Source organism: Pseudomonas sp. THAF187a, from assembly GCF_009363395.1.
In the GTDB taxonomy this organism is placed as follows: Bacteria; Pseudomonadota; Gammaproteobacteria; order Pseudomonadales; family Pseudomonadaceae; genus Aquipseudomonas; species Aquipseudomonas khazarica.
Genome location: NZ_CP045349.1, coordinates 601,590 through 627,641, shown reverse-complemented (window position 1 = coordinate 627,641; position 26,052 = coordinate 601,590). Strand labels below are relative to the sequence as shown.

Genomic DNA, 26,052 nt, shown 5'->3' with positions numbered 1-26,052 from the left:
ACGACCGGGGAGGCTCAGCGCCTCCCCGTCATAGCCCAGATGACCGGCTTACTTGACCCGCGTACGCCACTCGGCGTGCGCGCTGGTCTTGCCGGTTACCAGGTCGAAATAGGCTTTCTGCAGTTTTTCGGTAACCGGGCCACGGCGGCCGATACCGATCTGACGGCCATCCACTTCGCGGATCGGCGTAACTTCGGCGGCGGTGCCGGTGAAGAAGGCCTCGTCGCAGATGTACACCTCGTCACGGGTGATGCGCTTCTCGACCACCTTGATACCCAGCTCGTCGGCCAGGGTGAGGATGGTGTTGCGGGTGATGCCGTTGAGGCAGGAGGTCACTTCCGGGGTGTACACCACACCATCCTTGACCAGGAAGATGTTCTCGCCCGAACCCTCGGCCACGTAGCCTTCCGGGTCCAGCAGCATGGCCTCGTCGGCGCCGCCGGAAATCGCTTCCTGCAGGGCCAGCATCGAGTTGATGTAGTTGCCGTTGGCCTTGGCGCGGGTCATGGAGATGTTGACGTGGTGACGGGTGTAGGAGCTGGTGCGCACCTTGATACCGGTCTGCAGGGCTTCTTCGCCCATGTAGGCGCCCCAGTGCCAGGCGGCGACGATCACGTGCACCTTCAGGCCGGCGGCACGCAGGCCCATGCCTTCGCTGCCGAAGAACACCATCGGGCGCAGGTAGGCGCTTTCCAGGCCGTTCTCACGCACGGCGGCGCGCTGCGCCTCGTTGATCTCTTCCTTGGTGAAGGGGATCTGCATGTTGAAGATGTGCGCGGAGTCGAACAGGCGATCGGTGTGCGCCTGCAGGCGGAAGATCGAGGTGCCGTCCGGCGTGTTGTAGGCGCGCACGCCCTCGAACACACCCATGCCGTAGTGCAGGGTATGGGTCAGCACATGGGTAGTCGCTTCGCGCCACGGTACCAGTTCACCGTCGTACCAGATCACGCCATCACGGTCGGACATCGACATCTTGCCTGCTCCTCAATTCGCTTCGCGGTTCGATCATTCGTACGGCCCTGCGGCCATCAACCCAGTTCCAGCTGGCGCCATAGCCGCATCACGGCGTGGCGCTCATCCTGGAACTGATCACCCGGCACCACCCCGGGCTGCTTCTGCAGCGCCTGGCGGTGAGCGGCCGAGCGGTAAACCTTGTAGACCTCGCGGAGCAACCCGGCATCTTCCGCCGACATCAGACCGACCCGCTCGAGCCCCTCGAGGATGCGGATGTTGTCGGTGAATTCAAGCAGTTGCGGGTGTTGCCACGACCAGGCCAGAGCCGCGTATTGCACCATAAATTCGATATCGACGATACCACCGGCATCCTGCTTCAGATCGAAGGAGCTCGCCGCATCGAAGGCGTTTTCCCCGGTGCCGGCCGCCGTGGCGCGGGTACCGAGGTTGTCGCGCATCTTCGCGCGCATCTCGCTGACTTCGCCGCGCAGCGCGACCACATCACGCTGGCGCCCGAGCACCTCGGCGCGCACGCGGGCGAACTCGCCCGCCAGGCGCGGGCAACCCACCAGCACCCGCGCACGGACCAGCGCCTGGTGCTCCCAGGTCCAGGCTTCGTTTTCCTGGTAACGCTGGAAGGCCCCCAGAGAACTGACCAGCAGCCCGGCCGCGCCGGATGGACGCAGGCGCATGTCCACGTCGTACAGCGCGCCGGAGGTGGTCTGGGTCGTCAGCAGGTGGATGATGCGCTGCCCCAGCCGGGTGAAGAACTGCGCCCCGTCGATGGGCTTGGCGCCGTCGGTCTCGGCCTGTGGGTCGCCGTCATGGATGAACACCAGATCCAGGTCCGAGCCATGGCCGAACTCCAGGCCGCCGACCTTGCCGTAGCCGACGATGATGAAATCCGGATCGCAAGGCGTGCCATCGGCACGCGACGGGCGGCCGTGGCGCTGCACCGTGTGCTGCCAGGCCAGCGCCAGCACCTGGTCGAGAATCGCCTCGGCCAGCCAGGTCAGGTAGTCCGACACCTTCATCAGCGGCAGCGTACCGGCAATCTCCGACGCCGCCACGCGCAGGCTGTGCGCCAGCTTGAAGTGGCGCAGCGCTTCCATCTGCTGCTCGAGGTCCTCCTCGGGAATACGGATCAGCCGCTCGCGCAGCTCGGCGGCGAGCTCCGGCGCCAGCGGCGGCGAGTACAGCCGCCCCTCGTTGAGCAGTTCGTCGAGCAGCAGCGGGAAGCGCGCGATCTGCTCGGCAATCCACGGGCTGGCCGCACACAGGGTGATCAGGCGCTCCAGCGCGCCGGGATTCTCGCTGAGCAACACCAGGTAGGCGGAACGCCGCGCCACCTTTTCCACCAGCGGCAGCACGCGCTCCAGCACCAGGTCGGGGCTGTCGTGCTCGATGGTCTGGGCCAGCAGGCGCGGAATGAAGGCATCCAGCCGCTCACGCCCGAGACGCTGCATGGCCCGCACCTGCGGGCCATTGCGCAGGTCGACCAGGCGCCGGAAGGCCGCTCCGGCCTCGCCGAACCCGGCCTCCTGCAACTGCTGCACGGCGCCCTCCTCATCCAGCGCGCCTTCCCAGAGCGGCAGCCATTCGGCGCCGACACAGGCCTCGCTGCCCTGCGCTTCATCCTCGTCGGGATCGGCGATCACCTGCTGGAAGTGCCACTCGATGCGCCCACGCCAGTGCATCAGCCGCTCATGGAAACTCGCCCAGTCGGCGAAGCCCATGATCGCCGCCACGCGCGCCTGGTCGAGCGGGTCCGCCGGGAGCATCTGCGTCTGCCGGTCACCGATGCCCTGCAGGGCATGCTCGGCGTAACGCAGGAACTCGTATCCCTCCTTCATTTCAGCGACCACCGCCGGCGGCAGGTAGCCCTGCCCCTCCAGCGTGGCCAGCACCTTGAGCAGCGGCCGCTGCTGCAGGCTGAGATCGCGCCCGCCATGGATCAGCTGGAAGGCCTGGGCGATGAACTCGATCTCGCGGATACCGCCGGCGCCGAGCTTGATGTTCTCGCTCATGCCCTTGCGCCGTACCTCCTGCTGGATCAGCTGTTTCATCGAGCGCAGTGCCTCGATGGCGGAGAAGTCCAGGTAGCGGCGGTAGACGAAGGGCCGCAGCATCTCCAGCAGCTCGGCGCCCGCCTGCTGGTCACCGCCGACCACGCGCGCCTTGATCATCGCGTAGCGCTCCCAGTCGCGCCCCTGATCCTGGTAGTACTGCTCCAGGGCATTGAAGCTGAACACCAGCGCACCGGACGAACCGTAGGGACGCAGGCGCATGTCGGTACGGAAGACGAAGCCGTCGACGGTGATCGCGTCCAGCGCCTTGATCAGCTTCTGCCCCAGGCGGATGAAGAACTCCTGGTTGTCCAGCGGGCGCTTCACGCCCTCGGTCTCGCCGCCCTCCGGGTAGCCGAAGATCAGGTCGATGTCCGAGGACAGATTGAGCTCGTGCGCGCCGAGCTTGCCCATGCCGAGGATGACCATGTGCTGCGCCTGGCCGCTGCGCCGGCCGGTCGGGGTGCCGAACTGCTCGCAATGGCGCGGATAGAGCCAGTGGTAGGCCAGGTCGATGCAGGCGTCGGCCAGGTCGGAGAGGTCGCGGCAGGTTTCGCCGAGCGCCGCCTGACGGCTGAAGTCACGCCAGATGATGCGCAACTGCTGGCGGCTGCGGAAGCGCCGCAGGCAACGCCCCAGCGCCTCCTCATCGGCACAGTCGGCCAACAGCGCCTGCAGCTGCTGACGCAGCTCGCCCGGCGCCAGGCTGCGCTCCAGCTCCCCCGACTCGGCAAGCGCGCTGAACATCTGCGGATCGCGCTGCGCCTGCTCTGCGACGAAATCACTCAGGGCCGCGACCTGTCGCCAGGCGTCATGCCGCACCTGCGGCCAGGCGGCGAAGCGCGCAGACAGCCCCTCATGCTCGGCCAGCGCGGTCTGCAGCGACTGCTCGGCGCGTTCGGACAGGGCGATCAGGGAAGGGGGCAACTCGACCAGCAACGGCAGGCTCATGGTCTATCCTTTTGGCGGACTGCCGGACGCACGGTGCAAACGCCCGGAACCCCGCTCCTGCGGGGCACGCGCGGCCGGCAGCGCCGCGAATTGTAGTTTTACTACTAAAGAATTGTATCCAGAGGGCTGAATCCGCCGTCGAAATGTAGTAAAACTACAAGCGGCCGGTCCTACCCCCGGTAAATCCAAGAATTTCAACTTGCCCGCCCAAAAAGCCGGCGAGACCCAACTGGCCTCCGATTCTGGAAGCCTTTCCGCCCTGGAGCAAGCCATGCAAGACCTCGATCCGATCGAAACCCAGGAATGGCTGGACGCCCTTGAATCCGTCCTCGACCGTGAGGGTGAAGACCGAGCCCATTACCTGATGACCCGTCTGGGCGAGCTGGCCACCCGTAGCGGTGCGCAACTGCCCTACGCGATCACCACGCCGTACCGCAACTCCATTCCGGTTACCCATGAAGCTCGCATGCCCGGCGACCTGTTCATGGAACGCCGCATCCGCTCGCTGGTGCGCTGGAACGCCCTGGCCATGGTGATGCGCACCAACCTGGACGACCCGGATCTGGGCGGCCACATCTCCAGCTTCGCCTCCTCGGCGACGCTCTATGACATCGGTTTCAACTACTTCTTCCAGGCCCCGACCGACGAGCACGGCGGCGACCTGGTGTTCTATCAGGGCCACGCCAGCCCTGGCGTCTATGCCCGCGCCTTCATGGAAGGCCGCATCGACGAAGACCAGATGAAGAACTTCCGTCGCGAAGTCGACGGCAAGGGCCTGTCCTCCTATCCGCACCCCTGGCTGATGCCGGACTTCTGGCAGTTCCCGACCGTTTCCATGGGTCTGGGCCCGATCCAGGCGATCTACCAGGCGCGTTTCATGAAGTACCTGGAAGCGCGCGGTTTCATCCCGGCCGGCAAGCAGAAGGTCTGGTGCTTCATGGGCGACGGCGAGTGCGACGAGCCGGAATCCCTCGGTGCCATCTCCCTGGCGGGCCGCGAGAAGCTGGACAACCTGATCTTCGTCATCAACTGCAACCTGCAGCGCCTCGACGGCCCGGTTCGCGGCAACGGCAAGATCATCCAGGAACTCGAAGGCGTGTTCCGTGGCGCCCAGTGGAACGTCAACAAGGTGGTCTGGGGCCGCTTCTGGGACCCGCTGTTCGCCAAGGACAAGGACGGCGCCCTGCAGCGCCGCATGGACGAAGTGGTCGACGGTGAATACCAGAACTACAAGGCCAAAGACGGCGCCTACGTACGCCAGCATTTCTTCAACAGCCCCGAGCTGCAGGAGATGGTCAAGGACCTCTCCGACGACGAGATCTGGAAGCTCAACCGTGGCGGCCACGACCCGTACAAGGTCTACGCGGCCTACCATCAGGCGGTCAACCACAGCGGCCAGCCGACCGTGATCCTGGCCAAGACCATCAAGGGCTACGGTACCGGCGCCGGTGAAGCGAAGAACACCGCGCACAACACCAAGAAGGTCGATGTCGACAGCCTGCGCCAGTTCCGCGACCGCTTCGACATTCCGGTCAAGGACGAAGAGCTGGAGAACCTGCCGTTCGTTCGTCCGGAGCCGGGCAGCCCCGAGTACAAGTACCTGCATGAGCGCCGCAACGCGCTGGGCGGCTTCGTACCGCAGCGTCGCCAGCAGAGCTTCAGCATCCCCACCCCGCCGCTGGATACCCTCAAGGCCATCCTCGACGGTTCGGGCGACCGTGAAATCTCAACCACCATGGCCTTCGTGCGCATCCTCGCGCAGCTGGTCAAGGACAAGGAACTCGGCCAGCGCATCGTCCCGATCATCCCGGACGAGGCCCGTACCTTCGGTATGGAAGGCATGTTCCGCCAGCTCGGCATCTACTCCTCGGTCGGTCAGCTCTACGAGCCGGTCGATAAAGACCAGGTGATGTTCTACAAAGAGGACAAGAAAGGTCAGATCCTCGAGGAAGGCATCAACGAAGCCGGCGCCATGAGCTCCTTCATCGCCGCAGGCACCTCGTACTCCTGCCACAACCAGCCGATGCTGCCGTTCTACATCTTCTACTCGATGTTCGGCTTCCAGCGTATCGGCGACCTGGCCTGGGCCGCTGGCGACAGCCGCACCCGTGGTTTCCTGATCGGCGGCACCGCCGGTCGTACCACGCTCAACGGCGAGGGTCTGCAGCACGAAGACGGTCACAGCCACATGCTGGCGGCGACCATTCCCAACTGCCGCACCTACGACCCGACCTACGGCTACGAGCTCGCCGTGATCATCCGCGAAGGCATTCGCCAGATGACCGAAGAGCAGCAGGACGTCTTCTACTACATCACCGTGATGAACGAGTCCTACCAGCAGCCGTCCATGCCGGAAGGTGTCGAGCAAGGCATCATCAAGGGCATGTACCTGCTCGAGGAAGACAAGAAGGAAGCCGCGCACCACGTGCAGCTGCTGGGTTCCGGCACCATCCTGCGCGAAGTCCGCGAGGCGGCGAAGATCCTTCGCGACGAGTTCAACATCGGCGCCGATGTGTGGAGCGTCACCAGCTTCAACGAACTGCGTCGCGACGGCCTGGCCGTGGAGCGCAGCAACCGCCTGCACCCGGGCCAGAAGCCCAAGAAGACCTACCTCGAAGAGTGCCTGAACGCTCGCAAGGGGCCGGTCATCGCTTCCACCGACTACATGAAGCTGTTCGCCGAGCAGGTTCGTCAGTGGGTCCCGAGCAAGGAATACAAGGTCCTGGGCACCGACGGTTTCGGCCGCAGCGACAGCCGCAAGCAGCTGCGCCACTTCTTCGAAGTGGACCGCAACTGGGTCGTGCTGGCCGCCCTGGAAGCCCTGGTAGACCGTGGCGAGATCGAAGCCAAGGTGCTGGCAGATGCCATCGCCAAGTTCGGCATCGACGCCGATAAAGCCAACCCCCTGGACTGCTAAGGAGCGTAGCGATGAGTGAGTTGATTCGCGTACCCGACCTCGGCGGTGAAGGCGAGGTCATTGAACTGCTGGTGAAGGTCGGCGACCGTATCGAAGCCGACCAGGGCATACTGACCCTGGAGTCCGACAAGGCCTCCATGGAAGTGCCCGCGCCCAAGGCCGGCGTGATCAAGGAACTGAAGGTCAAGATTGGTGATCGCCTGAAGGAAGGCGACGAGCTGCTGGTGCTGGAAGTCGAAGGTGCCGCGCAAGCGACACCTGCGCCGAAAGCCGCGGCGGCTCCGGCCGAAGCCCCGAAAGCGGCCGCTCCGGCTGCTGCCCCGGCGGCTGCGACCAGCAGCAGCGTGCAGGACGTGCACGTGCCGGACATCGGTTCCGACGCCAAGGGCAAGGTCATCGAGATCATGGTCAAGGTCGGCGACAGCATCGAAGCCGACCAGAGCCTGCTGACCCTGGAGTCCGACAAGGCCTCCATGGAAATCCCCGCGCCGGCCGCCGGCGTGGTGGAAGCACTGCTGGTCAAGCTGGATGACGAGATCGGCACCGGTGACCTGATCCTCAAGCTCAAGGTCGAAGGCGCCGCCCCGGCTGCCGCAGCGGCCCAGCCGGCTGCCGCGAAAGCCGAAGCCGCTCCCGCTGCTGCCCCGGCAGCGGCCGCCGCGCCGACCGGCAGCAGCGTGCAGGACGTGCACGTGCCGGACATCGGCTCCAGCGCCAAGGGCAAGGTCATCGAGATCATGGTCAAGGCCGGCGACAGCATCGAAGCCGACCAGAGCCTGCTGACCCTGGAGTCCGACAAGGCCTCCATGGAAATCCCTGCGCCGGCTGCCGGCGTGGTGGAAGCAGTGCTGGTCAAGCTGGATGACGAGATCGGTACCGGCGACCTGATCCTCAAGCTCAAGGTGGCCGGTTCCGCCCCGGCCGCTGCGCCGGCGCAAGCCAGCCAGGAAGTGCACCGCGTGCCGGAAGGCGCCGCCCCGGAAGTGGCCGCCGAAGTGCGCGCCATTGCCTCGCTGTCGGCGGCGGCTGCCGAAGTCGCCAACGCGCCCAAGCGCGACGGTGCCAAGGTGCATGCCGGCCCGGCCGTGCGTCAGCTGGCCCGTGATTTCGGCGTCGAACTGGCGGATATCGCCGGCACCGGCCCGAAAGGCCGCATCCTCAAGGAAGACGTGCAGGTTCACGTCAAGGCGATGATGCAGAAGGCCAAGGCCGCACCGCAGGCTGCTGCAGCTGCTGCCAGCGGCGGTGCCGGCATTCCGCCGATCCCTACCGTGGACTTCAGCAAGTTCGGCGAGATCGAAGAAGTGCCGATGACCCGCCTGATGCAGGTCGGCGCCGCCAACCTGCACCGCAGCTGGCTCAACGTGCCGCACGTCACTCAGTTCGAGTCCGCCGACATCACCGACCTGGAAGCCTTCCGCGTCGCGCAGAAGGCCGTGGCCGAGAAGGCCGGCGTCAAGCTGACCGTGCTGCCGCTGCTGCTCAAGTCGTGCGCGCACCTGCTCAAGGAGCTGCCGGACTTCAACAGTTCGCTGGCCCCGAGCGGCAAGGCGATCATCCGCAAGAAGTACGTGAACATCGGCTTCGCCGTGGACACCCCGGATGGCCTGCTGGTACCGGTGATCAAGAACGTCGACCAGAAGAGCCTGCTGCAGCTGGCTGGCGAAGCCGCCGAACTGGCTGACAAGGCCCGCAAGAAGAAGCTCTCTGCCGATGACATGCAGGGCGCCTGCTTCACCATCTCCAGCCTCGGTCACATTGGCGGCACCGGCTTCACGCCGATCGTCAACGCGCCGGAGGTGGCGATCCTCGGTGTGAGCAAGGCCAGCATGCAACCGGTCTGGGATGGCAAGGCCTTCCAGCCGCGCCTGATGCTGCCGCTGTCGCTGTCCTACGATCACCGCGTGATCAATGGCGCCGCTGCCGCCCGCTTCACCCTGCGCCTGTCGCAGCTGCTGGCGGACATCCGCACCATCCTGCTGTAAATCGTTTCGAGCACGCCACGCTCGCCTCCTCAACCCCGTCTGTTCAGGCGGGGTTTTTTTTACCTGCCATCCCTGGCGGCAATCCCTTCTACCGTTCTCAGCCCTTCTGCACGTTGCGAATCAGAAAGCTCAGTGCCTTGGCCAGTTCGCCCGCGCCCTGGTGATCGCGCACGATCGTCAGCAACGGGCTGCCGTCAGCCGGGTTGAACAACACGCAACGGATACCGCTGGTCGGACACTCATAGCGGATGAACGGATCGACACCGAACACCGCGAGCCGCTGATTGTGCACGGCGATGGCGCTGCCCTCCGCCCCCCGGCGCTCCTCGCGCAGGATCAGTTCACCGGAATCGGCGACGCTGAAGCGATAGAGCAGGTCCTCCGGCTGAGCCTGCCCGACCTGGTAGCCGGCGCGCAGGGCGTAGGTTTCAAGCAGTGCGTTGCTGTGCGCCAGCAGCGCCTGGCGTTCGTTGCCGGTGAGGTAGAGACGCTTGAGTCCGTCTAGATAGACGACCTGCTCATCACCTTGCAGAGCCTTGCTCTGGTCGGCGCTGGAAACAGCGGGCAAGGCGGCGGAAAGCGCCCCGCCCAGCACGATGGCCATCAGTTTTCTTGTCAGTCTCGCTTGCATGATGCACCCTTGCCGAACGCTATAGTGAAGTAGGCCTGAGCCCTAGCCTCCGTCCATGTCACCGCGCCCTGTGGCTGTGGTGACTCTGTACCGAGAACGGATGCCTCGCCTGGTCAGCATACTGGAAGCCCAACGCCCAATGAAAAGCCATCCCGATGCCGGCCCCCGTTCGGCAGCCGAGGTTGTGACGCAGTTGCCAGTGCCATCACGGCTCGGCATGTTGCGTTTCGAGCGCTTGAACGAGCCAAGCTGGGCACTGCTGTTTCTCGACCCGGCCTGCGAACGCAAGCTGGGCATCAGCGCCGCCGATCTGTGTGCGCTGATCGACGCCCCCTACGCCAGCCTGATGGAGCCCGAGGCACGCTATCGCCTGCACGACAGCATCCAGCAACAGTTGCTGCAGGGGCAGCACTACCTGGTGCGCTACACCCTGCACACGCCACAGGGCGCACTGAACCTGCTGGAGATGGGCGAGCCCTTCAGGCAGCACAACCGTCAGCTGCTGCGTGGCTACCTGCTGATCGCCGATGAAAGCCTCGCCGCCCATACCCCCGACGAGAGCGAACTGCTGGCGCAGAACCAGAACCTGCGCAACGCCTTGCAGCAGTATCAGCGCACTCAGCGCGACCACCTGCAGCACCTGGCCCGCTCGCATACCCAGCAGCAGCTGATCGTGCGCCTGTCACGCCAGCGCTATGTCTCCAGCGATCCGCAGCAGGAGGCGGCCGAGCTCATCACCCAGGCTGCCTGCGAGGTTTACGGCGTCGCCCGTGCGGGCATCTGGCACCTGAACAGCCAGAGCCTCGACTGCATCTCGCTGTATCGCCGCGACCTGGATCGCCACGAACAACTGCCGCCGATCGATGCGCGCAGCTTCCCCCATTACCTGGAAGCGCTGCACAGCGGCCGCGCCATCGATGCCCACGACGCGCAACACGACCTGCGCACCCGCGAACTGAAGCCGACCTACCTGGAACCGCTGGGGATCAGCTCCATGCTCGATGCCAGCATCCGCATCGAAGGCGAGGTGGTGGGCATCCTCTGCCTCGAGCACATCGGCGCCAAGCGCATCTGGCAGGCCGACGAGATCGCCTTCGCCGGGGAACTGGCCGACCAGTTCGCCCAGGTCCTGATCAATCAGGAGAAACGCTCCGCCACCAACGCACTGCACCTGTTCCAGCGCGCGGTGGAGCAGAGCGCCAGCGCCTTCCTGCTGGTCGACCGCGACGGCCGCGTGGAGTACGTCAACCCGAGCTTCACCGCCATCACCCTGTACAGCAGCGACGAAGTCTGCGGCCACCGCCTGTCCGAGCTGCCGGCGCTGTCCAACCTCAGCGACCTGCTGTTCGACGCCGACTCCAGCCTGGCCGAGCACAGCAGCTGGCAAGGCGAGTTCCGCAGCCGGCGCAAGAGTCAGGAGCCGTACTGGGGCCATCTGTCGATCTCCAAGGTCTACGGCGACGATGGCGAGCTGACCCACTACATCGGCATCTACGAAGACATCACCGACGCCAAGCTGGCGCAGCAACGTATCGAGCGCCTGGCCTACACCGACAACCTGACCAACCTCGGCAACCGGCCCGCCTTCATCCGCAGCCTGGAAGAGCGTTTCGCGCGCCATGCCCGGCGCCCCATGGGGCTGCTGCTGGTGGACATCGACAACTTCAAGCGCATCAACGACAGCCTCGGCCACCAGACCGGCGACAAGCTGCTCTCGGCCCTGGCCCGGCGTCTGCGCAACAGCCTTGGCACCCAGGGCACGCTGGCGCGCTTCGCCAGCAACGAGTTCGCCATCCTCCTCGATGGCAGCGATCAGGACGGCGGTATGCGCATCGCCCAGCAGGTCCTGCAGACGCTGGACAAGCCGCTGTTCGTCGACAACCAGCTGATCAGCATCACCGGCTCCGTCGGCCTGGCCATCGCCCCGGAACATGGCGACGACCCGCAAACCCTGATGAAGCACGCCGGCCTGGCCCTGCACAAGGCCAAGGCCAACGGCAAGCACCAGGTGCAGCTGTTCACCGAAGCCCTGAACGCTGAGGCCAACTACAAGCTGTTCGTCGAGAACAACCTGCGCCGCGCCCTGACCCAGAACGAACTGGAAGTCTTCTACCAGCCCAAGCTCTGCCTGAAGAGCGGGCAACTGCTCGGCATGGAAGCGCTGCTGCGCTGGCAGCACCCGGAAAAGGGCATGATCCGCCCGGACCAGTTCATCAGCGTGGCCGAGGAAACCGGCCTGATCATCCCCATCGGCAAGTGGGTGGTGCGCCAGGCCTGCCGCATGAGCAAGCAGATCGCCGCCATCGGCCTGGGGCAGCTGCAGGTGGCGATCAACCTGTCGCCCAAGCAGTTCTCCGATCCCGACCTGGTCGGCTCCGTCGCCGCCATCCTCAACGAGGAACAGCTCGACCCTCGGCTGCTGGAGCTGGAACTGACCGAGAGCCTGCTGCTGGAAGCCACCGAAGACACCCGCCACCAGCTCGGCCGCCTGAAGAGCCTGGGCCTGACCCTGGCGATGGATGACTTCGGCACGGGCTACTCCTCGCTGAGTTACCTGAAGAAATTCCCCATCGACGTGATCAAGATCGATCGCAGCTTCATCAAGGACATTCCCGACAACCAGGACGACATGGAGATCACCTCGGCGGTGATCGCCATGGCCCACAACCTCAAGCTCAAGGTGGTCGCCGAGGGCATCGAGACCGGCGCCCAGCTCGGCTTCCTGCGGCGCCAGCAATGCGACGTCGGCCAGGGCTACCTGTTCGACAAACCGATCTCGGGCCGTGAGCTGATCGACAGCCTGCGCCGCTACCCCTGCCGCCCGCAGGCCGACCAGCGGCTGTAATACGCGGCGTCACACCGAGTCAAAGACCTGCCCACCTTCAGGAGACCGCCATGGTTCTGCGTTCCCAGATACTCGTCCACAAGCTGGCCCTGCCGAGCGCCGAACAGGCTCTGCCGGGGCGCAACGAGCCGCTGCCGGTGGCCGATGTCCATCACCTCAACGGCCACCCGATCAAGCCGCCCTTCCCTGCCGGGTTGCAGCAGGCCGTATTCGGCCTGGGTTGCTTCTGGGGGGCCGAGCGACGCTTCTGGCAGCAGCCGGGCGTGTACAGCACGGCGGTGGGCTATGCCGGCGGCCTGACCCCCAACCCGACCTACGAGGAAGTCTGCTCGGGCCTGACCGGGCACACCGAAGTGGTGCTGGTGGTGTTCGATCCGCAGCAGACCAGCTTCGAGGCCCTGCTCAAGGTGTTCTGGGAAGCGCACAACCCGACCCAGGGCATGCGCCAGGGCAACGACCAGGGCACCCAGTACCGCTCGGCGATCTACTGCCACGACGCCGCGCAACTGAATGCGGCCCTGGCCAGCCAGGCGCGCTTCCAGGCCGAGCTGGACAAGGCGGGCCTGGGCACCATCACCACCGAGATCGGCAACGCGCCGACCTTCTACTACGCCGAGACCTATCACCAGCAGTACCTGGCGAAGAACCCCAACGGCTATTGCGGCCTCGGCGGAACAGGCGTATGTCTACCCCCTGAATCCTGAAACCGGTAGACCCTCGTGGAAGTAAGCAGCCTCGCCAGCCAGGTATCCACCCAGGCATCTGCGCAGATCTCCGCGCAGATGTCGCTTCTGCTGCTGCGCAAGACGCTGGACCTGCAGGCCGCCAACATCACCAGCCTGGTGCAGTCGGCCGCGCCGGCCAGCGCGCCGAGCAATCCGCCCCACCTCGGCAACAGCATCGACGTGATGGCCTGATGACCGCCCGCGCCTGTCGGACTACACTGCCGGCAAATAGCCATCTTTCTGCGTACACGGCATGTCCGCCAGCCCTGCCTACATTTCTCCCGAGCAGTTGTGCATCGGCCTCTACGTTCAGCTGGAGCTGAGCTGGTGGGAGCACGACTTCGCCTTCAGCAACTTCAAGATCAAGGATGAAGCGCAGATTCGCGCCCTGCGCGCGCTGAACCTCGAACGGTTGCGCTACGACCCGGCACGCAGCGACTGCGCGCCGCTGGAGCCGGCCGACAGCCCCAGCGAAGCCGTAGTCGAAGCGCCACCTGTCGACCCGCAGCACCAGGCCCGCCAGGAGCGTGCGCAGAAACTGCGTCACCTGCGCAGCCGCCTGGCGGAGGTCGACCGGCGCTTCAGCGAAGCCAGCCAACGCATCAAGACCCTCAACCAGACCCTGCGCAGCCGTCCCGAGGACGCCGTGCAGCAGGCCGGCGCCATCGTCAGCGAAATGGTCGAGACACTCCTTGGCGCGCCCGGCGTGGTGCTGCACGGCATCACCGGCAAGGCCGCCGAGGACAGCTACTTTCACGCCCTCAACGTCACCGTGCTGGCGCTGTTGCTCGGGCGCCAACTGGGTCTCGACAGCGAGGCCTGCCACAGCCTGGGCCTGGGGGCGCTGTTGCACGACATCGGCAAGCTGGAGGTGCCGAGCAAGGTGCTGCTCAAGCCGGAGCCGCTGACCCGACCGGAACAGCAGCTGCTGCAGATGCACACCGATTTCGGCCTGCGCATGGGGCAGAAGCTCATGCTCGACGACGAGGTGCTGCGCATCATCCACGAGCACCATGAGCACTGTGACGGCTCGGGCTATCCGCGCGGCTTGCGCGAGGCGGGCATTGGCCGCCTCAGTCGCCTGGTGGCCATCACCAATCACTTCGACGGCCTGTGCAACCCGCTCGACCCGCGCCAGGCCCTGAGCCCTCACGAGGCGCTGGTGCAGATGTTCAAGCAGCAGCGCGAGCACTTCGACGAGGTGGCGCTGAAGGCCTTCGTCCGCGTCATGGGCATCTATCCGCCTGGCAGCCTGGTGCAGCTGGAAGACGAGCGCTACGCGTTGGTGCTGGGCATGAACCCGACCCAGGCACTGAGGCCGACGCTGATCCTCTACGACGCCAGCGTCGCCAAGCACGAAGCGCTGATCGTCGACCTGGCCGAAGACAGCGACCTGGCCATCGCGCGCAGCCTGCGCCCGTCACAGCTGCCGCTGGAAGTGCTGGAGTACCTCAGCCCACGGCGCAACCTGAGCTATCACATCGAACCGAACCACGAGCGCGGTTGAGCCCTGGCAGCCCGGATGCAATCCGGGGCTCGGCGGCCACGGGTCCCGGACTTCATCCGGACTACGCGTTCATGGCTTGCCGCTTGCCGCCTCTTCTACCAACCAGTCCAGACGCCAGCCGCCCTGACTCTGCCCGAGCGCATCGGCCAACCAGGGCAGCAGTTGCTTGAGCTCGTCTTCCAGACCCCATGGCGGATTGCTGATCACCAGCCCGGAGCCGCTCAGGCGACTGGCATCGTCCGGGGCATGGACGTACAGCTCGGCACGCAGCAGCTTGGGCGCGTTGCTCTTGCTCAGGCCGGCGTAGAAGCGCGCAAGCTGGCGCTCATCCTTGATCGGGTACCAGATCGCCACGATGGCCTGGCGCATGCGCCCATGCGCCTCGTTGAGCGCCTCGACGCAGCGCTGCAATTCGTCCGCCTGCTCGAACGGCGGGTCGATCAGCAGCAACACGCGCTTCTCGCGGGTGGGCATCAGGGCGCGGGGCACGTGCCAGCCCTCGCCCAGGTGCACGGCCACGCGGCGGTCGCCACGCATGTTGTCCTTGAGCAGACGACCATCCTCGGGGTGCTTCTCGTTGAGCTGCAGGCGATCCTGCTCGCGGCTGAGCAGCCGCGCGAGCTCCGGCGAGCCGGGGTAGTAGCGCAGCGCGCCATCGGGGTTCATCGCCCGCACCACGTCCAGGTAGGCTTCGACCGCGTCCGGCAACTGCTCGGCCTGCCACAGACGGCCGATGCCCTCCAGGTACTCGCCGGTGCGATTGGCCTGATCGCCTTGCAGGTCGTACAGGCCGATCCCGGCATGGCTGTCGAGGTAGGCGAAAGGCGCCTCCTTCTTCGACAGCAGGGCGATCAGGCGGGTCAGCAGCAGGTGCTTGAGCACATCGGCATGGTTGCCGGCATGGAAGGCGTGGCGGTAGTTCATGAGGGTCTCCGAAACAGCCGTCGAGTTTACTCGTTGAGCGGACTTTGCGCGCGCATCAGCTCCAGCAACAGGGACAACGGCGGGTGCTCGCCGGCATCGCGGCGCCGCGCCAGCAGCGTGGTGGTCGCCCCCAGCTGCGGGGCGATGGCCTGATACTGCACCAGGTGCACACGTGGATGGCGCTCGAGCAGGCTGCGCGGCAGCAGGCCGATGCCCATGCCCGCCGCGATACCGGCGAAGATCGCATCGATCGAACCATAGCTCTGCCGCGCCGCCACCTGCAGGTCGCTGGTGAGCGCCCAGCGCTCCAGGCGCTCGCGGTAGTGACAGCCTTCGGGAAAGCCGAGCAGCGTTTGCGGGCGCGCGCCCAGGCTGGCGGCGTCCTGGGCGGGTGGCAGGACCAGCATCAGCTCCTCCTGCCAGATCGGCAGGCAATCGAGCTGCGGATGCTCGAACGGCCCTCCGATCAGGCCGGCATCCAGCTCCCCGGCCAGCACCTCATCGACCAGGCGCCGGCTCGGCCCGGTGCTCAGTTGCAGGTTGACCCGTGGCGCACGCTGATGGAACGCCGCCAGCAGCTCGGGCAGACGCACGGCAGCGGTGGTCTCCATGGAGCCCAGGCGCAAGTCACCACTCCACACATCCTCCTGCACGCTGCGCCAGGCCAGCTGGCAGAGCTGCTCGAGGTGTTCGGCATGCGGTCGCAGGCGCTCGCCCGCCTGGCTCAGGCGCAGCCGCTGGCCCTGACGGCGGAACAGGCGCGTGTCGAGCTGCTGCTCCAGCTGGCGCAGGCGCGCCGAGACGTTCGACGGCACGCAATTGAGCCGCACACCGGCGGCACTGAGGGAGCCCTCACGCGCGACGGCGAGGAAATAGCGCAGCAGTTGCGGGTTGAGACGTTGCCAGGCATCCATGATCTTTCACCAAAAGTGAAAACTGATCGCAGTATTTTTCACTAACAGTCCATACAGAACAACGACTATGGTGCGCAGCACGACCGGAGGCCCGATGCTCAAACTCGACCGCGACTGCTTCAAGGCCATCCTCGCCGCCGCCCTGGCACTGGTGGCGGTGCATGCCCTGGGCCGTTTCGCCTACACACCGCTGCTACCGCTGCTGCTCGACGACGGCCTGTTCAGTCTGGCCCAGGGCGCCCAACTGGCCACCTGGAACTACCTGGGCTACCTGCTCGGTGCCTTGCTCGCCCTGCCCATGGCCAGCCCCCGGGGGCTGCGCCTGGGCCTGCCGGTCGCGCTGCTGCTCAACGCCGGGCTGACCCTGGCCCAGGTATTCACCCGCGACATCGACATGCTGGCCGTCCTGCGCCTGAGCAACGGCATCAGCAACGGTGTGGTCTTCGTCCTCGCCCCGGCACTGGTGCTGGAATGGCTGGCCGTGCGTCAGGCCACGGCACTGAGTGGCCTGGTCTACCTGGGCCTGGGAGGCGGCATGCTGCTGTGCGGCGCGCTGGTCGTGCTTACGCCCTGGCAGGGGCCGCTGCGCTGGCTGCCCATCGCGCTGGTCGCCCTGCCCATTGCCCTGATCAGCGCCGGAATGTTGCGACGCCTGGCCCAGCAGCTGCCCGCCAGCGCCCAGTCCAGTGCGCCGGGCCGACTGATCGACCGTCGCAGCCTGCCGCTGCTGCTCGCCTACCTGGGGGCGGGCCTGGGCTACATCCTGCCGCTGACCTTCCTCCCCGCACTGGCCCGCGAACAACTTCCGCCCGGCCATCCCTTGCTGATCGGCAACTGGTGGTGGACCGCCCTGGCCTGCCTGATCTCCGCGACCCTGTGGAATCGTGTCGGTGCCTGGCTCGGCGACCGCCGTGCCCTGCAGGTCAACTACGTGCTGCAACTGCTGGGAACCGCCCTGCCGGTCCTGCTGCCCGGCCCTGTCGGTGTGCTGGGCAGCGCCGTGCTGGTCGGCGGCACCTTCCTCGGCACCGTCCTGCTGACGCAGCGCCTTGCCCGCGCGCTCAAACCGAGCCAGGGACCGCGCCTGGCCGCGCTGCTGATCAGCCTCTACGGCGGCAGCCAACTGGTCGGCCCCTGGTTCGTCGAACACTGGACCGCCGCCGGTCACAGCCTGACCAGCAGCTTCTCGATCGGCGCCCTGGCCTTGCTCTGGTCATTGTTCTGGACCTGGCGGGCGCCCACCCCCGACTCCCCTACCGAAAGGAAGCTCGCCCCATGCTCGTGAATGACCTGTTTGGCAGCCCGCTGCCACTGATCCAGGCGCCCATGGCCGGTTCGCAGAATCACCGCCTGGCCGCCGCCGTCTGCGAGGCCGGAGGCCTGGGTTCGATCCCCTGCGCGATGCTCACGCCGGCCGCCCTGCGCCAGGAGCTGGAGGCGCTGCGCGGCCTGACGCAGCGACCGTTCAACCTAAACTTCTTCAGCCACGTGCAACCTCAGCCGGATGCCGCCCGGGAAGCGACCTGGCGTGAGGCACTGGCCCCGTACTACCAGGAATTCGGCGTGGACCAGGCAACGATCGCAGGCGGCCCCGGGCGCCTGCCGTTCAACGCCGAGGCGGCGGAACTGGTCGAGGAGTTTCACCCGGCCGTGGTGAGCTTCCACTTCGGCCTGCCGGACGACGCCCTACTGCAACGGGTGCGCGACAGTGGCGCCAGAATCCTCTCCAGCGCCACCACGCTGGAGGAAGCCCTGTGGCTGCAGCAGCGCGGCGTCGACGCGGTGATCGCCCAGGGGCTGGAGGCCGGCGGTCATCGCGGGCACTTTCTCGATCATGACCTGAGCCGCCAGCTGGTGACTTTCGCCCTGCTGCCGCAGCTCGTGGATGCCCTCGACGTCCCGGTGATCGCCACGGGCGGCATCAGCGATGCACGTGGGGTGGCTGCGGCCATGGCACTTGGCGCCGCAGGCGTGCAGGTCGGCAGTGCCTACCTGCTGTGTCCGGAGGCGAGCACCAGCGCCCTCCACCGCGCGGCCCTGCAGAGCCCGGCAGCGCGACACACGGCACTGACCAACCTGTTCAGCGGTCGGCCCGCGCGTGGCATCGTCAATCGCCTGATGCGCGAGCAGGGCCCGCTCAGCCCCCTGGCGCCCACCTTCCCCCTGGCAACGGCGGCCATCGCGCCGCTGCGCGCGGCAGCCGAAGCGCGGGGCGACAGCGACTTCTCGCCACTCTGGGCCGGGCAGAACGTCGCCAACTGCCGGCCGATGCCGGCCGCCGAGCTGACCCGCGCGCTGGCGCGGGGCTTCGAGCCCCATCGCGACTGAGGCCGCTTCTGCGGTGCCGGGATCGCCAGGGTGGTGTGGCGCTTTATCACCGTGACTGATGATGCTGGGCAGCCGGGCAACGGACTGCCTAGACTCGGACGATCATCAGGAGACCCGTTCCATGTCCGAGACCCTGCTCAGCGCCCGCAACCTGGCCTTCGAACTCTATGAAGTACTCGACGCCGAAGCCCTGACCCAACGCCCAAGGTTCGCCGATCACAACCGCGAGACCTTCGATGCGGCGATCAGCACCGCGCGCGGTATCGCCGAACAACTGTTCGCCCCGCACAACCGCAAGAGCGATGAACACGAGCCGCAGTACGTGGACGGCGGCGCCGTGCTGATCCCGGAGGTCGAGCCTGCGCTGCGCGCGTTCCACGAAGCCGGTTTCCTCAACGCCACACGGGATTTCGAGCAGGGCGGCATGCAGCTGCCCAACCTGCTGTCGCAGGCCTGCTTCGCTCACTTCCAGTCCGCCAACTGCGCCACCAGCTCGTACTCGATGCTGACCATGGGCGTGGCCAACCTGATCGAAGCCTTCGGCAGCGACGAGCAGAAAGAGCGCTTCCTGCAACCGATCATCGACGGTCGCTTCTTCGGCACCATGGCCCTGACCGAGCCGCACGCCGGTTCCTCGCTGTCGGACATCCGCACCAGGGCCGAGCCGCATGCCGATGGCAGCTATCGCATCAAGGGCAACAAGATCTTCATCTCCGGCGGCGACCAGCCGATCTCCGAGAACATCGTGCACATGGTGCTGGCCAAACTGCCGGATGCCCCCCCCGGGGTGAAGGGCATCAGCCTGTTCATTGTGCCCAAGTTCCATGTCGACACCGATGGCAGCCTGGGCCCGCGCAACGACGTGACCCTGGCCGGGCTGTTCCACAAGATGGGCTGGCGCGGCACCACCTCCACCGCGCTGAACTTCGGCGACAACGGCGAATGCATCGGCTATCTGGTAGGCAAGCCGCACGCGGGTCTGTCCTACATGTTCCAGATGATGAACGAGGCGCGCATCGGCGTCGGCATGGGCGCCATCATGCTCGGCTACGCCGGCTACCTCTATTCGCTGGATTACGCACGCAACCGTCCGCAGGGTCGCCAGCCGGACGGCAAGGACCCGTCCAGCGCGCAGATCTCGATCATCGAGCATGCCGATGTGCGGCGCATGCTGCTGACGCAGAAGGCCTATGTCGAAGGCGCCTTCGACCTCGGCCTGTACGCCGCGCGGCTGTTCGACGACACCCACACCCTGGAAACCGCCGAGGAGCGCACCCAGGCACTGGAGATGCTCGACCTGCTGACCCCCATCGTCAAGTCCTGGCCCTCGGAGTTCTGCCTCAAGGCCAACGAACTGGCGATCCAGATCCTCGGTGGCCACGGTTACACCCGCGAGTACCCGGTGGAACAGTACTACCGCGACAACCGGCTCAACCCGATTCACGAGGGCACCCACGGTATCCAGTCGCTCGACCTGCTCGGGCGCAAGGTCTCGCAGAACGGCGGCGCCGCGCTCAAGCAGTTGCTCAAGCTGATCAACGCATGCTGCCAGCGCGCCAGCCAGCACGAGTCGCTCACGCCCCTGCGCCAGCCGCTGGAGCAACTGGTGGCCCGCCTGCAAGCGGTCACCCTGGCACTGCTCGGCGACCTGATGAGCGGCAAGGTCAATCAAGGCCTGGCCAACTCGGCGCTGTACCTCAAGGTGTTCGGCCACACCGTGATCGGCTGGCGCTGGCTGGAGCAGGCGATTCACGCCGAACAGGGTCTGGCGCGCACCGACAACGCCGAGGAACAGGCCTTCTACCGTGGCAAGCTGCAGGCCGCGCGTTACTTCCTAACCTGGGAAGTGCCGGGCTGCCACCACGATCTGGCCGTGCTCGAGGCACGCGACGACACCTGCCTGGGCATGCAGGACGCCTGGTTCTGAAACCGCAGGAACGACCTCGGGGCGCCCGTTCGGCGGTCGCCCCGGGGCAGGCTCGAAAAATGTAATAACCTTTTTGACAGCGGTACGAAGGCTACGGTTAGAATCCCTGGCACGCGCCATGCATAACGGCGCTCCATCCACCCAGCCAGGAGTATGCGCATTTGGATGCCAGCGCCATCAACAATCTGTTCTTGATCGGCGCCTTGTTGGTAGCGGCCAGCATTCTGGTCAGCGCTTTCGGGACACGTTTCGGCATCCCCATCCTGGTGATCTTCCTGGGCGTCGGCATGCTCGCCGGCACCGACGGCCCTGGCGGCATCATCTTCAACAACTACCCCCTGGCCTATCTGGTCGGCAACCTGGCGTTGGCGGTGATCCTGCTCGACGGCGGCATGCGCACGCGGGTCTCCAGTTTCCGTGTGGCCCTGTGGCCCTCGCTGTCGCTGGCCACCGTGGGGGTGATGATCACCGCCGGCCTGACCGGCCTGGCGGCAGCCTGGCTGTTCGACCTGACCCTGCTGGAAGGCCTGCTGATCGGCGCCATCGTCGGCTCCACGGATGCGGCGGCGGTATTCTCCCTGCTCGGCGGCCGCGGCCTCAACGAACGGGTCAGCTCCACCCTGGAGATCGAATCCGGCAGCAACGACCCGATGGCGGTGTTCCTCACCATCACCCTGATCGCCATGCTCGCCAGCGGCCAGACCGGTTTCAGCTGGGACCTGCCGATCCAACTGGTGCAACAATTCGGCCTCGGCACCCTGCTGGGCCTGGGCGGCGGCTGGCTGCTGCTCAACCTGATCAACCGCATGGAACTGGCCACCGGCCTGTATCCGCTGCTGGTGGTCAGCGGCGGCCTGATCATCTTCGCCATCACCACAGCGGTGGGGGGCAGTGGCATCCTGGCCATCTACCTGTGCGGCCTGCTCCTGGGCAATCGCCCGATTCGCTCGCGCCACGGCATCCTGCACATGCTCGACGGCCTCACCTGGCTGGCACAGATCGGCATGTTCCTGGTACTCGGCCTGCTGGTCACGCCGCACGAGCTGCTGCCCATCGCCCTGCCGGCGCTGGCCCTGGCGCTGTGGATGATCCTCTTCGCCCGGCCGCTGTCGATCTTCCTCGGTCTGCTGCCATTTCGCGCCTTCCACGACCGCGAGCGGATGTTCATCGCCTGGGTCGGTCTGCGCGGCGCCGTGCCGATCATTCTCGCCGTGTTCCCGCTGATGGCCGGGCTGCCCAACGCCCAGCTGTTCTTCAACGTGGCCTTCTTCATCGTGATCATCTCCCTGCTGCTGCAAGGCACCAGCCTGCCGCTGGCAGCCAAGCTGATGCGCGTCACCGTACCGCCGGAGCCGGCACCGGTGTCGCGCGCCGGCCTGGAAGTGCACCCGACCAGCCAGTGGGAGCTGTTCGTCTATCGCCTGGGCGCGGAGAAGTGGTGCATCGGCGCCGCCCTGCGCGAACTGAACATGCCCGAGGGCACGCGTATCGCGGCGCTGTTCCGTGGCCGCGAGCTGCTGCACCCATCGGGCAGCACGCGCCTGGAAGCCGGCGACCTGCTCTGCGTGATCGGCCACGAACATGACCTGCCAGCCCTCGGCAAGCTGTTCAGCCAGGCGCCCAAGCGCGGCCAGGACCTGCGTTTCTTCGGCGATTTCGTGCTCGAGGGCGATGCCGAGCTGAATGCGGTCGCAGCGCTCTACGGCCTCAAGCTCGGCGAGGTCGAGGGCAACCAGCCGCTGGGCCGCTTCATCGCGCAGGAGATCGGCGGCGAACCTATCGTCGGCGACCAGGTGGAATGGCAGGGCATGACCTGGACCGTGGCCGCCATGGAAGGGAACAAGGTACGCAAGGTTGGCGTCAGATTCCCCGAAGGCGCTCGCCCAGGCCCTGGGCTGCACTTCTAGAAAACCGCTGCAAGGACTCTGCTAGCATCAGCAGCAGACACGGGCCGCAAACCCGTGCCTGCGTCACGTCGCCAGCACTTTTCGTCGCCACCGCCATCGGTAGATCACTGCACCATGCACCTGTCGCGCCTGCCCCTCGTTGCCGTCCTGTTCGCCCTGTGCCTCGGCCTGCCGCCAGCGTTCGCCGACGAACCACCCAAAGCCGAGAACGTCCAGCAGAGCCTGGACAGCCTGGCCGACCGCAAGCTGCCGGAAGCCGAGCAGCTGGCCATGAAGCAGACGCTGGAACAGACGCTGCGCATGCTCAGGGATCGCGATGACGCCGAGAAACGCCTGGGCGATCTGCGCAAGCAGCTGGACGAGGCGCCACGCCTCATCACCGAGTCCCAGCGCGACCTGAGCAGGCTCAAGGCCAGCCCTGAACGGCCCATCGCCGAGCGCCACGCGCGTACCACCCTGCCCCAGCTGGAGCAGTTGCTGAACGAACGCTCCAGCCAGCTCAGCGACTGGAACAAGGCCATCATCGAGGCCAACAGCCTGGTGATCACCGCACAGACCCGCCCGGAGCGCGCGCAAGCGGAGATCAGCCAGAACCAGGCGCGCAGCCAACTGATCAACGACAGCCTGAAGAGCGGCCGCTACGACGGCAAGTCGCTGAGCCGGGAACGCCGCGACCAGCTCAATGCGGAGCTCGCGCTGCTCGCGGCGCAGACCCAGCTGCGCCGCCAGGAGCTGGCCGGCAACAGCCTGCTGCAGGACCTCGGCAGCGCCCAGCGCGCCCTGCTCGAAGAGCGCATCAACCGTGCCGAGCAGGAACGTCAGGCCTTGCAGAGCCTGATCAACGAACGCCGCCGCGCCGAGTCGGAACAGACTGTCGCCGAACAGTCGCGGGAGGCCGAACGCGCCAGCTCGGACAAGCTGCTGGCGAAGGAGAGCACGCTCAATCTCAAGCTTTCCGACTACCTGCTGCGGGCCACGGACCGCCTCAACCGCCTGACCGAGCAGAACCTGCAGACACGCCAGCAGCTGGACAACCTGGCCCAGGCAGAACAGGCACTGGATGAACAGATCCGGGTCCTGCAGGGCAGCCTGCTGCTGTCGAAGATTCTCTATCAGCAGAAGCAGGCGCTGCCGCAACTCAAGCTGGAGGATGGCTCGCTCGCCGATGAAATCGCCGACATCCGCCTGTACCAGTTCGAGCTGAACAAGCAGCGCGAGGAGATTCGCGACCCGTCGCGCTACGTCAACGATCTGCTGGACAACCAGCCGGGGGAGCAGGTCAGCCCCGAACTGCGCAGCGCCCTGCTCGACCAGCTCGATACCCGCCGTGAACTGCTCGACCGCCTCAGCCGCTCGCTGAATGCGCTGCTCAACGAATCGATCACCCTGCAGCTCAACCAGAAGGAACTGCAGAGCACCTCCAGCAGCCTGCGCGCCACCATCGACGAGCAGATGTTCTGGATCCCGAGCAACAAGCCACTCGACCTCGACTGGCTGAAGTCGGCGCCGCACTACCTGCAGCAGCAGCTCACCGACATGCCCTGGGCGATCGCCATCAGCGAGCTGGGCGCGGGCCTGATCGACCGCCCCCTGGTGTTCCTGCCGCTGATCCTGCTCTGCGCTCTGATCCTCTGGCGCCGCCAGTACCTGTTCCGCAAGCTCGGCAGCCTGCACGGCGACATCGGCCACTACAAGCACGACAGCCAGCTGCATACCCCGCTGGCCCTGGGGCTGAACCTGATCCTGGCGCTACCGGTGGCCCTGTTCCTCGCGCTCTGCGGCTATGCCCTGCTGCACGATGCACGCGGCCAGAACCTCTACCTGGGTGGCGCGCTGTACGAGATGGCGGAAGCCTGGCTGGTGTTCTACACCCTGCACCGGATTCTCTCGCCGGACGGCGTGGCCATCCTGCACTTCCACTGGCCACCGGCCAACGTCGCCTTCTTCCGCCAGCACCTGCGCCGCCTGGGCATGGTGGTGATGGCGCTGGTGGCGGTCGTGAGCATCGCCGAACACCAGCCGGCCAGCCTCGCCAACGACGTGATCGGCATCGCCGTGGTGCTGAGCTGCTACGCCCTGATGGCCTGGCTGCTGTTCCACCTGCTGTTCAATGCACCGCTGCGCGAGAACACCTCGGGGCTGCGCACCGCTATCGGCCTGGTGTTCAATCTGCTGCCACTGGCGCTGATCGGCGCCGTCGCCTTCGGTTACTACTACACGGCGCTCAAGCTGACCGATCGCCTGATCGACACCCTCTACCTGGTGATCATCTGGCTGGTGCTGGAGGCGACACTGGTACGCGGCCTCAGCGTCGCGGCGCGGCGCCTGGCCTATCAGCGCGCGCTGGCCAAGCGCCAGACGCAGAGCAAGGACGGCCCGGAAGGCGAGGTGGCGGTGGAGGAGCCGACGCTCGACATCGAGCAGGTCAACCAGCAGTCGCTGCGCCTGATCCGCCTGGCCCTGCTGGGCGGCTTCCTGGTGTGCCTGTACTGGGTCTGGGCCGAGCTGATCGGCGTATTCACCTACCTCGACACGGTCAACCTCTACGAATACAGCAGCGGCACCGGCGAGGCCGCCACCCTGGTGCCGATCAGCCTGATGGACGTGATCGGCGCGCTGATCATCGTCGCCATCACCGTGGCCCTGGCGCGCAACCTGCCCGGCCTGCTCGAGGTGCTGGTGCTGTCACGCATGCGCCTGGCCCAGGGCAGCGCCTACGCCACCACCACGCTGCTGTCCTATGCCCTGGTCGCCATCGGCATCGTCACCACCCTGTCCACCCTGGGCGTGAGCTGGGACAAGCTGCAGTGGCTGGTGGCCGCGCTCTCGGTCGGCCTGGGTTTCGGCCTGCAGGAAATCTTCGCCAACTTCATATCCGGCCTGATCATCCTGTTCGAGCGCCCGGTGCGCATCGGCGACGTGGTGACCATCGGCAACCTGTCCGGTACGGTGAGCAAGATCCGCATCCGCGCGACCACCATCACCGATTTCGACCACAAGGAAATCATCGTTCCGAACAAGACCTTCATCACCGGCCAGCTGATCAACTGGTCGCTGAGCGACACCGTGACCCGCGTCACCCTCAAGGTCGGTGTCGGCTACGGCTCGGACCTCGACCTGGTGCGCAAACTGCTGCTGCAGGCCGCCCAGGAAAACAGCCGGGTGCTGAAAGACCCGGCGCCGATTGCCTACTTCCTGAATTTCGGCGAAAGCACCCTGGATCACGAGCTGCGCATCCACGTGCGCGACCTCGGCGACCGCAACCCGGCCACCGACGAGATCAACCGTTTCATCGACAAGGAATTCCCCAAGAACGGCATCAACATCGCCTTCCGCCAGGTCGAGGTGTACGTGAAGAACCTGGAGCATGGCGAGCAGAAGCTCGACCAGAAGGACCTGATCAAGGCCGCAGCGGCGGGCGCCGCAGCGGTGCAAGACACGCCCCCTCCCCCCGCCACGCCCTGACCCGCA

General features: G+C 66.2%; 16 protein-coding genes. 11 read left to right on the top strand and 5 right to left on the bottom strand.

Annotated elements, in window-relative coordinates; genetic code table 11:
- Nucleotides 1-48 precede the first annotated feature (48 nt).
- The gene (locus tag FIV02_RS02890; protein WP_152487738.1) at nucleotides 49-972 is read right to left on the bottom strand and encodes a branched-chain amino acid transaminase; all 924 of its coding nucleotides are present in this window, start codon (nucleotides 970-972) and stop codon (nucleotides 49-51) included.
- 56 nt (nucleotides 973-1,028) lie between these two features.
- Entirely contained in the window at nucleotides 1,029-3,971 is a 2,943-nt protein-coding gene (gene glnE / locus FIV02_RS02885; protein ID WP_152487737.1) for a bifunctional [glutamate--ammonia ligase]-adenylyl-L-tyrosine phosphorylase/[glutamate--ammonia-ligase] adenylyltransferase, read from the bottom strand.
- 271 nt (nucleotides 3,972-4,242) lie between these two features.
- On the opposite strand from glnE, the gene aceE reads away from it, so the two are divergent.
- Entirely contained in the window at nucleotides 4,243-6,888 is a 2,646-nt protein-coding gene (aceE, locus tag FIV02_RS02880; protein ID WP_152487736.1) for a pyruvate dehydrogenase (acetyl-transferring), homodimeric type, read from the top strand.
- Nucleotides 6,889-6,899: 11 nt separating this feature from the next.
- Nucleotides 6,900-8,873, top strand: coding sequence for a dihydrolipoyllysine-residue acetyltransferase (aceF, locus tag FIV02_RS02875; RefSeq protein WP_152487735.1), 1,974 nt, complete (start codon nucleotides 6,900-6,902; stop codon nucleotides 8,871-8,873).
- A gap of 97 nt (nucleotides 8,874-8,970) precedes the next feature.
- Here the strand turns inward: aceF and FIV02_RS02870 are convergent, their stop codons facing one another.
- Complete coding sequence (locus FIV02_RS02870) at nucleotides 8,971-9,477, bottom strand: hypothetical protein (RefSeq protein WP_152490079.1); 507 nt, start codon at nucleotides 9,475-9,477, stop codon at nucleotides 8,971-8,973.
- A 166-nt stretch (nucleotides 9,478-9,643) separates the two neighbouring features.
- Here FIV02_RS02870 and FIV02_RS02865 point away from each other — a divergent pair, with 166 nt between their 5' ends.
- From FIV02_RS02865 to FIV02_RS02850, 4 genes are all read left to right on the top strand, one after another.
- Entirely contained in the window at nucleotides 9,644-12,349 is a 2,706-nt protein-coding gene (locus FIV02_RS02865) for an EAL domain-containing protein (RefSeq protein WP_047587893.1), read from the top strand.
- Between the two features lie 50 nt (nucleotides 12,350-12,399).
- The gene (msrA, locus tag FIV02_RS02860) at nucleotides 12,400-13,053 is read left to right on the top strand and encodes a peptide-methionine (S)-S-oxide reductase MsrA (RefSeq protein WP_037049787.1); all 654 of its coding nucleotides are present in this window, start codon (nucleotides 12,400-12,402) and stop codon (nucleotides 13,051-13,053) included.
- A 15-nt stretch (nucleotides 13,054-13,068) separates the two neighbouring features.
- Nucleotides 13,069-13,266 carry a putative motility protein gene (locus FIV02_RS02855; protein ID WP_152487734.1) on the top strand — a complete coding sequence of 66 codons (198 nt, stop codon included), beginning with the start codon at nucleotides 13,069-13,071 and terminating at the stop codon, nucleotides 13,264-13,266.
- Nucleotides 13,267-13,327: 61 nt separating this feature from the next.
- Nucleotides 13,328-14,581: an HD-GYP domain-containing protein gene (locus tag FIV02_RS02850; RefSeq protein WP_152487733.1), complete on the top strand. Its 1,254-nt coding sequence runs from the start codon at nucleotides 13,328-13,330 to the stop codon at nucleotides 14,579-14,581.
- 69 nt (nucleotides 14,582-14,650) lie between these two features.
- On the opposite strand, the gene FIV02_RS02845 is transcribed toward FIV02_RS02850, so the two are convergent.
- Both FIV02_RS02845 and FIV02_RS02840 read right to left on the bottom strand, forming a co-directional pair.
- Complete coding sequence (locus FIV02_RS02845; RefSeq protein ID WP_037049794.1) at nucleotides 14,651-15,505, bottom strand: 23S rRNA (adenine(2030)-N(6))-methyltransferase RlmJ; 855 nt, start codon at nucleotides 15,503-15,505, stop codon at nucleotides 14,651-14,653.
- A gap of 26 nt (nucleotides 15,506-15,531) precedes the next feature.
- Entirely contained in the window at nucleotides 15,532-16,419 is an 888-nt protein-coding gene (locus tag FIV02_RS02840; RefSeq protein ID WP_152487732.1) for a LysR substrate-binding domain-containing protein, read from the bottom strand.
- Nucleotides 16,420-16,513: 94 nt separating this feature from the next.
- On the opposite strand from FIV02_RS02840, the gene FIV02_RS02835 reads away from it, so the two are divergent.
- The 5 genes from FIV02_RS02835 (at nucleotide 16,514) to mscK (ending at nucleotide 26,046) form a co-directional block, all read left to right on the top strand.
- Nucleotides 16,514-17,704: a YbfB/YjiJ family MFS transporter gene (locus FIV02_RS02835; RefSeq protein ID WP_152487731.1), complete on the top strand. Its 1,191-nt coding sequence runs from the start codon at nucleotides 16,514-16,516 to the stop codon at nucleotides 17,702-17,704.
- Entirely contained in the window at nucleotides 17,695-18,747 is a 1,053-nt protein-coding gene (locus tag FIV02_RS02830) for a nitronate monooxygenase family protein (protein WP_152487730.1), read from the top strand. The genes FIV02_RS02835 and FIV02_RS02830 overlap by 10 nt, the downstream gene beginning before the upstream one ends.
- A 121-nt stretch (nucleotides 18,748-18,868) precedes the next feature.
- Entirely contained in the window at nucleotides 18,869-20,674 is a 1,806-nt protein-coding gene (locus FIV02_RS02825; protein WP_152487729.1) for an acyl-CoA dehydrogenase, read from the top strand.
- A gap of 161 nt (nucleotides 20,675-20,835) precedes the next feature.
- Nucleotides 20,836-22,581 (top strand): potassium/proton antiporter, encoded by a 1,746-nt coding sequence (locus FIV02_RS02820; protein ID WP_037049802.1) that lies wholly within the window; start codon nucleotides 20,836-20,838, stop codon nucleotides 22,579-22,581.
- A 114-nt stretch (nucleotides 22,582-22,695) separates the two neighbouring features.
- Entirely contained in the window at nucleotides 22,696-26,046 is a 3,351-nt protein-coding gene (gene mscK / locus FIV02_RS02815) for a mechanosensitive channel MscK (protein ID WP_152487728.1), read from the top strand.
- Nucleotides 26,047-26,052 lie beyond the last annotated feature (6 nt).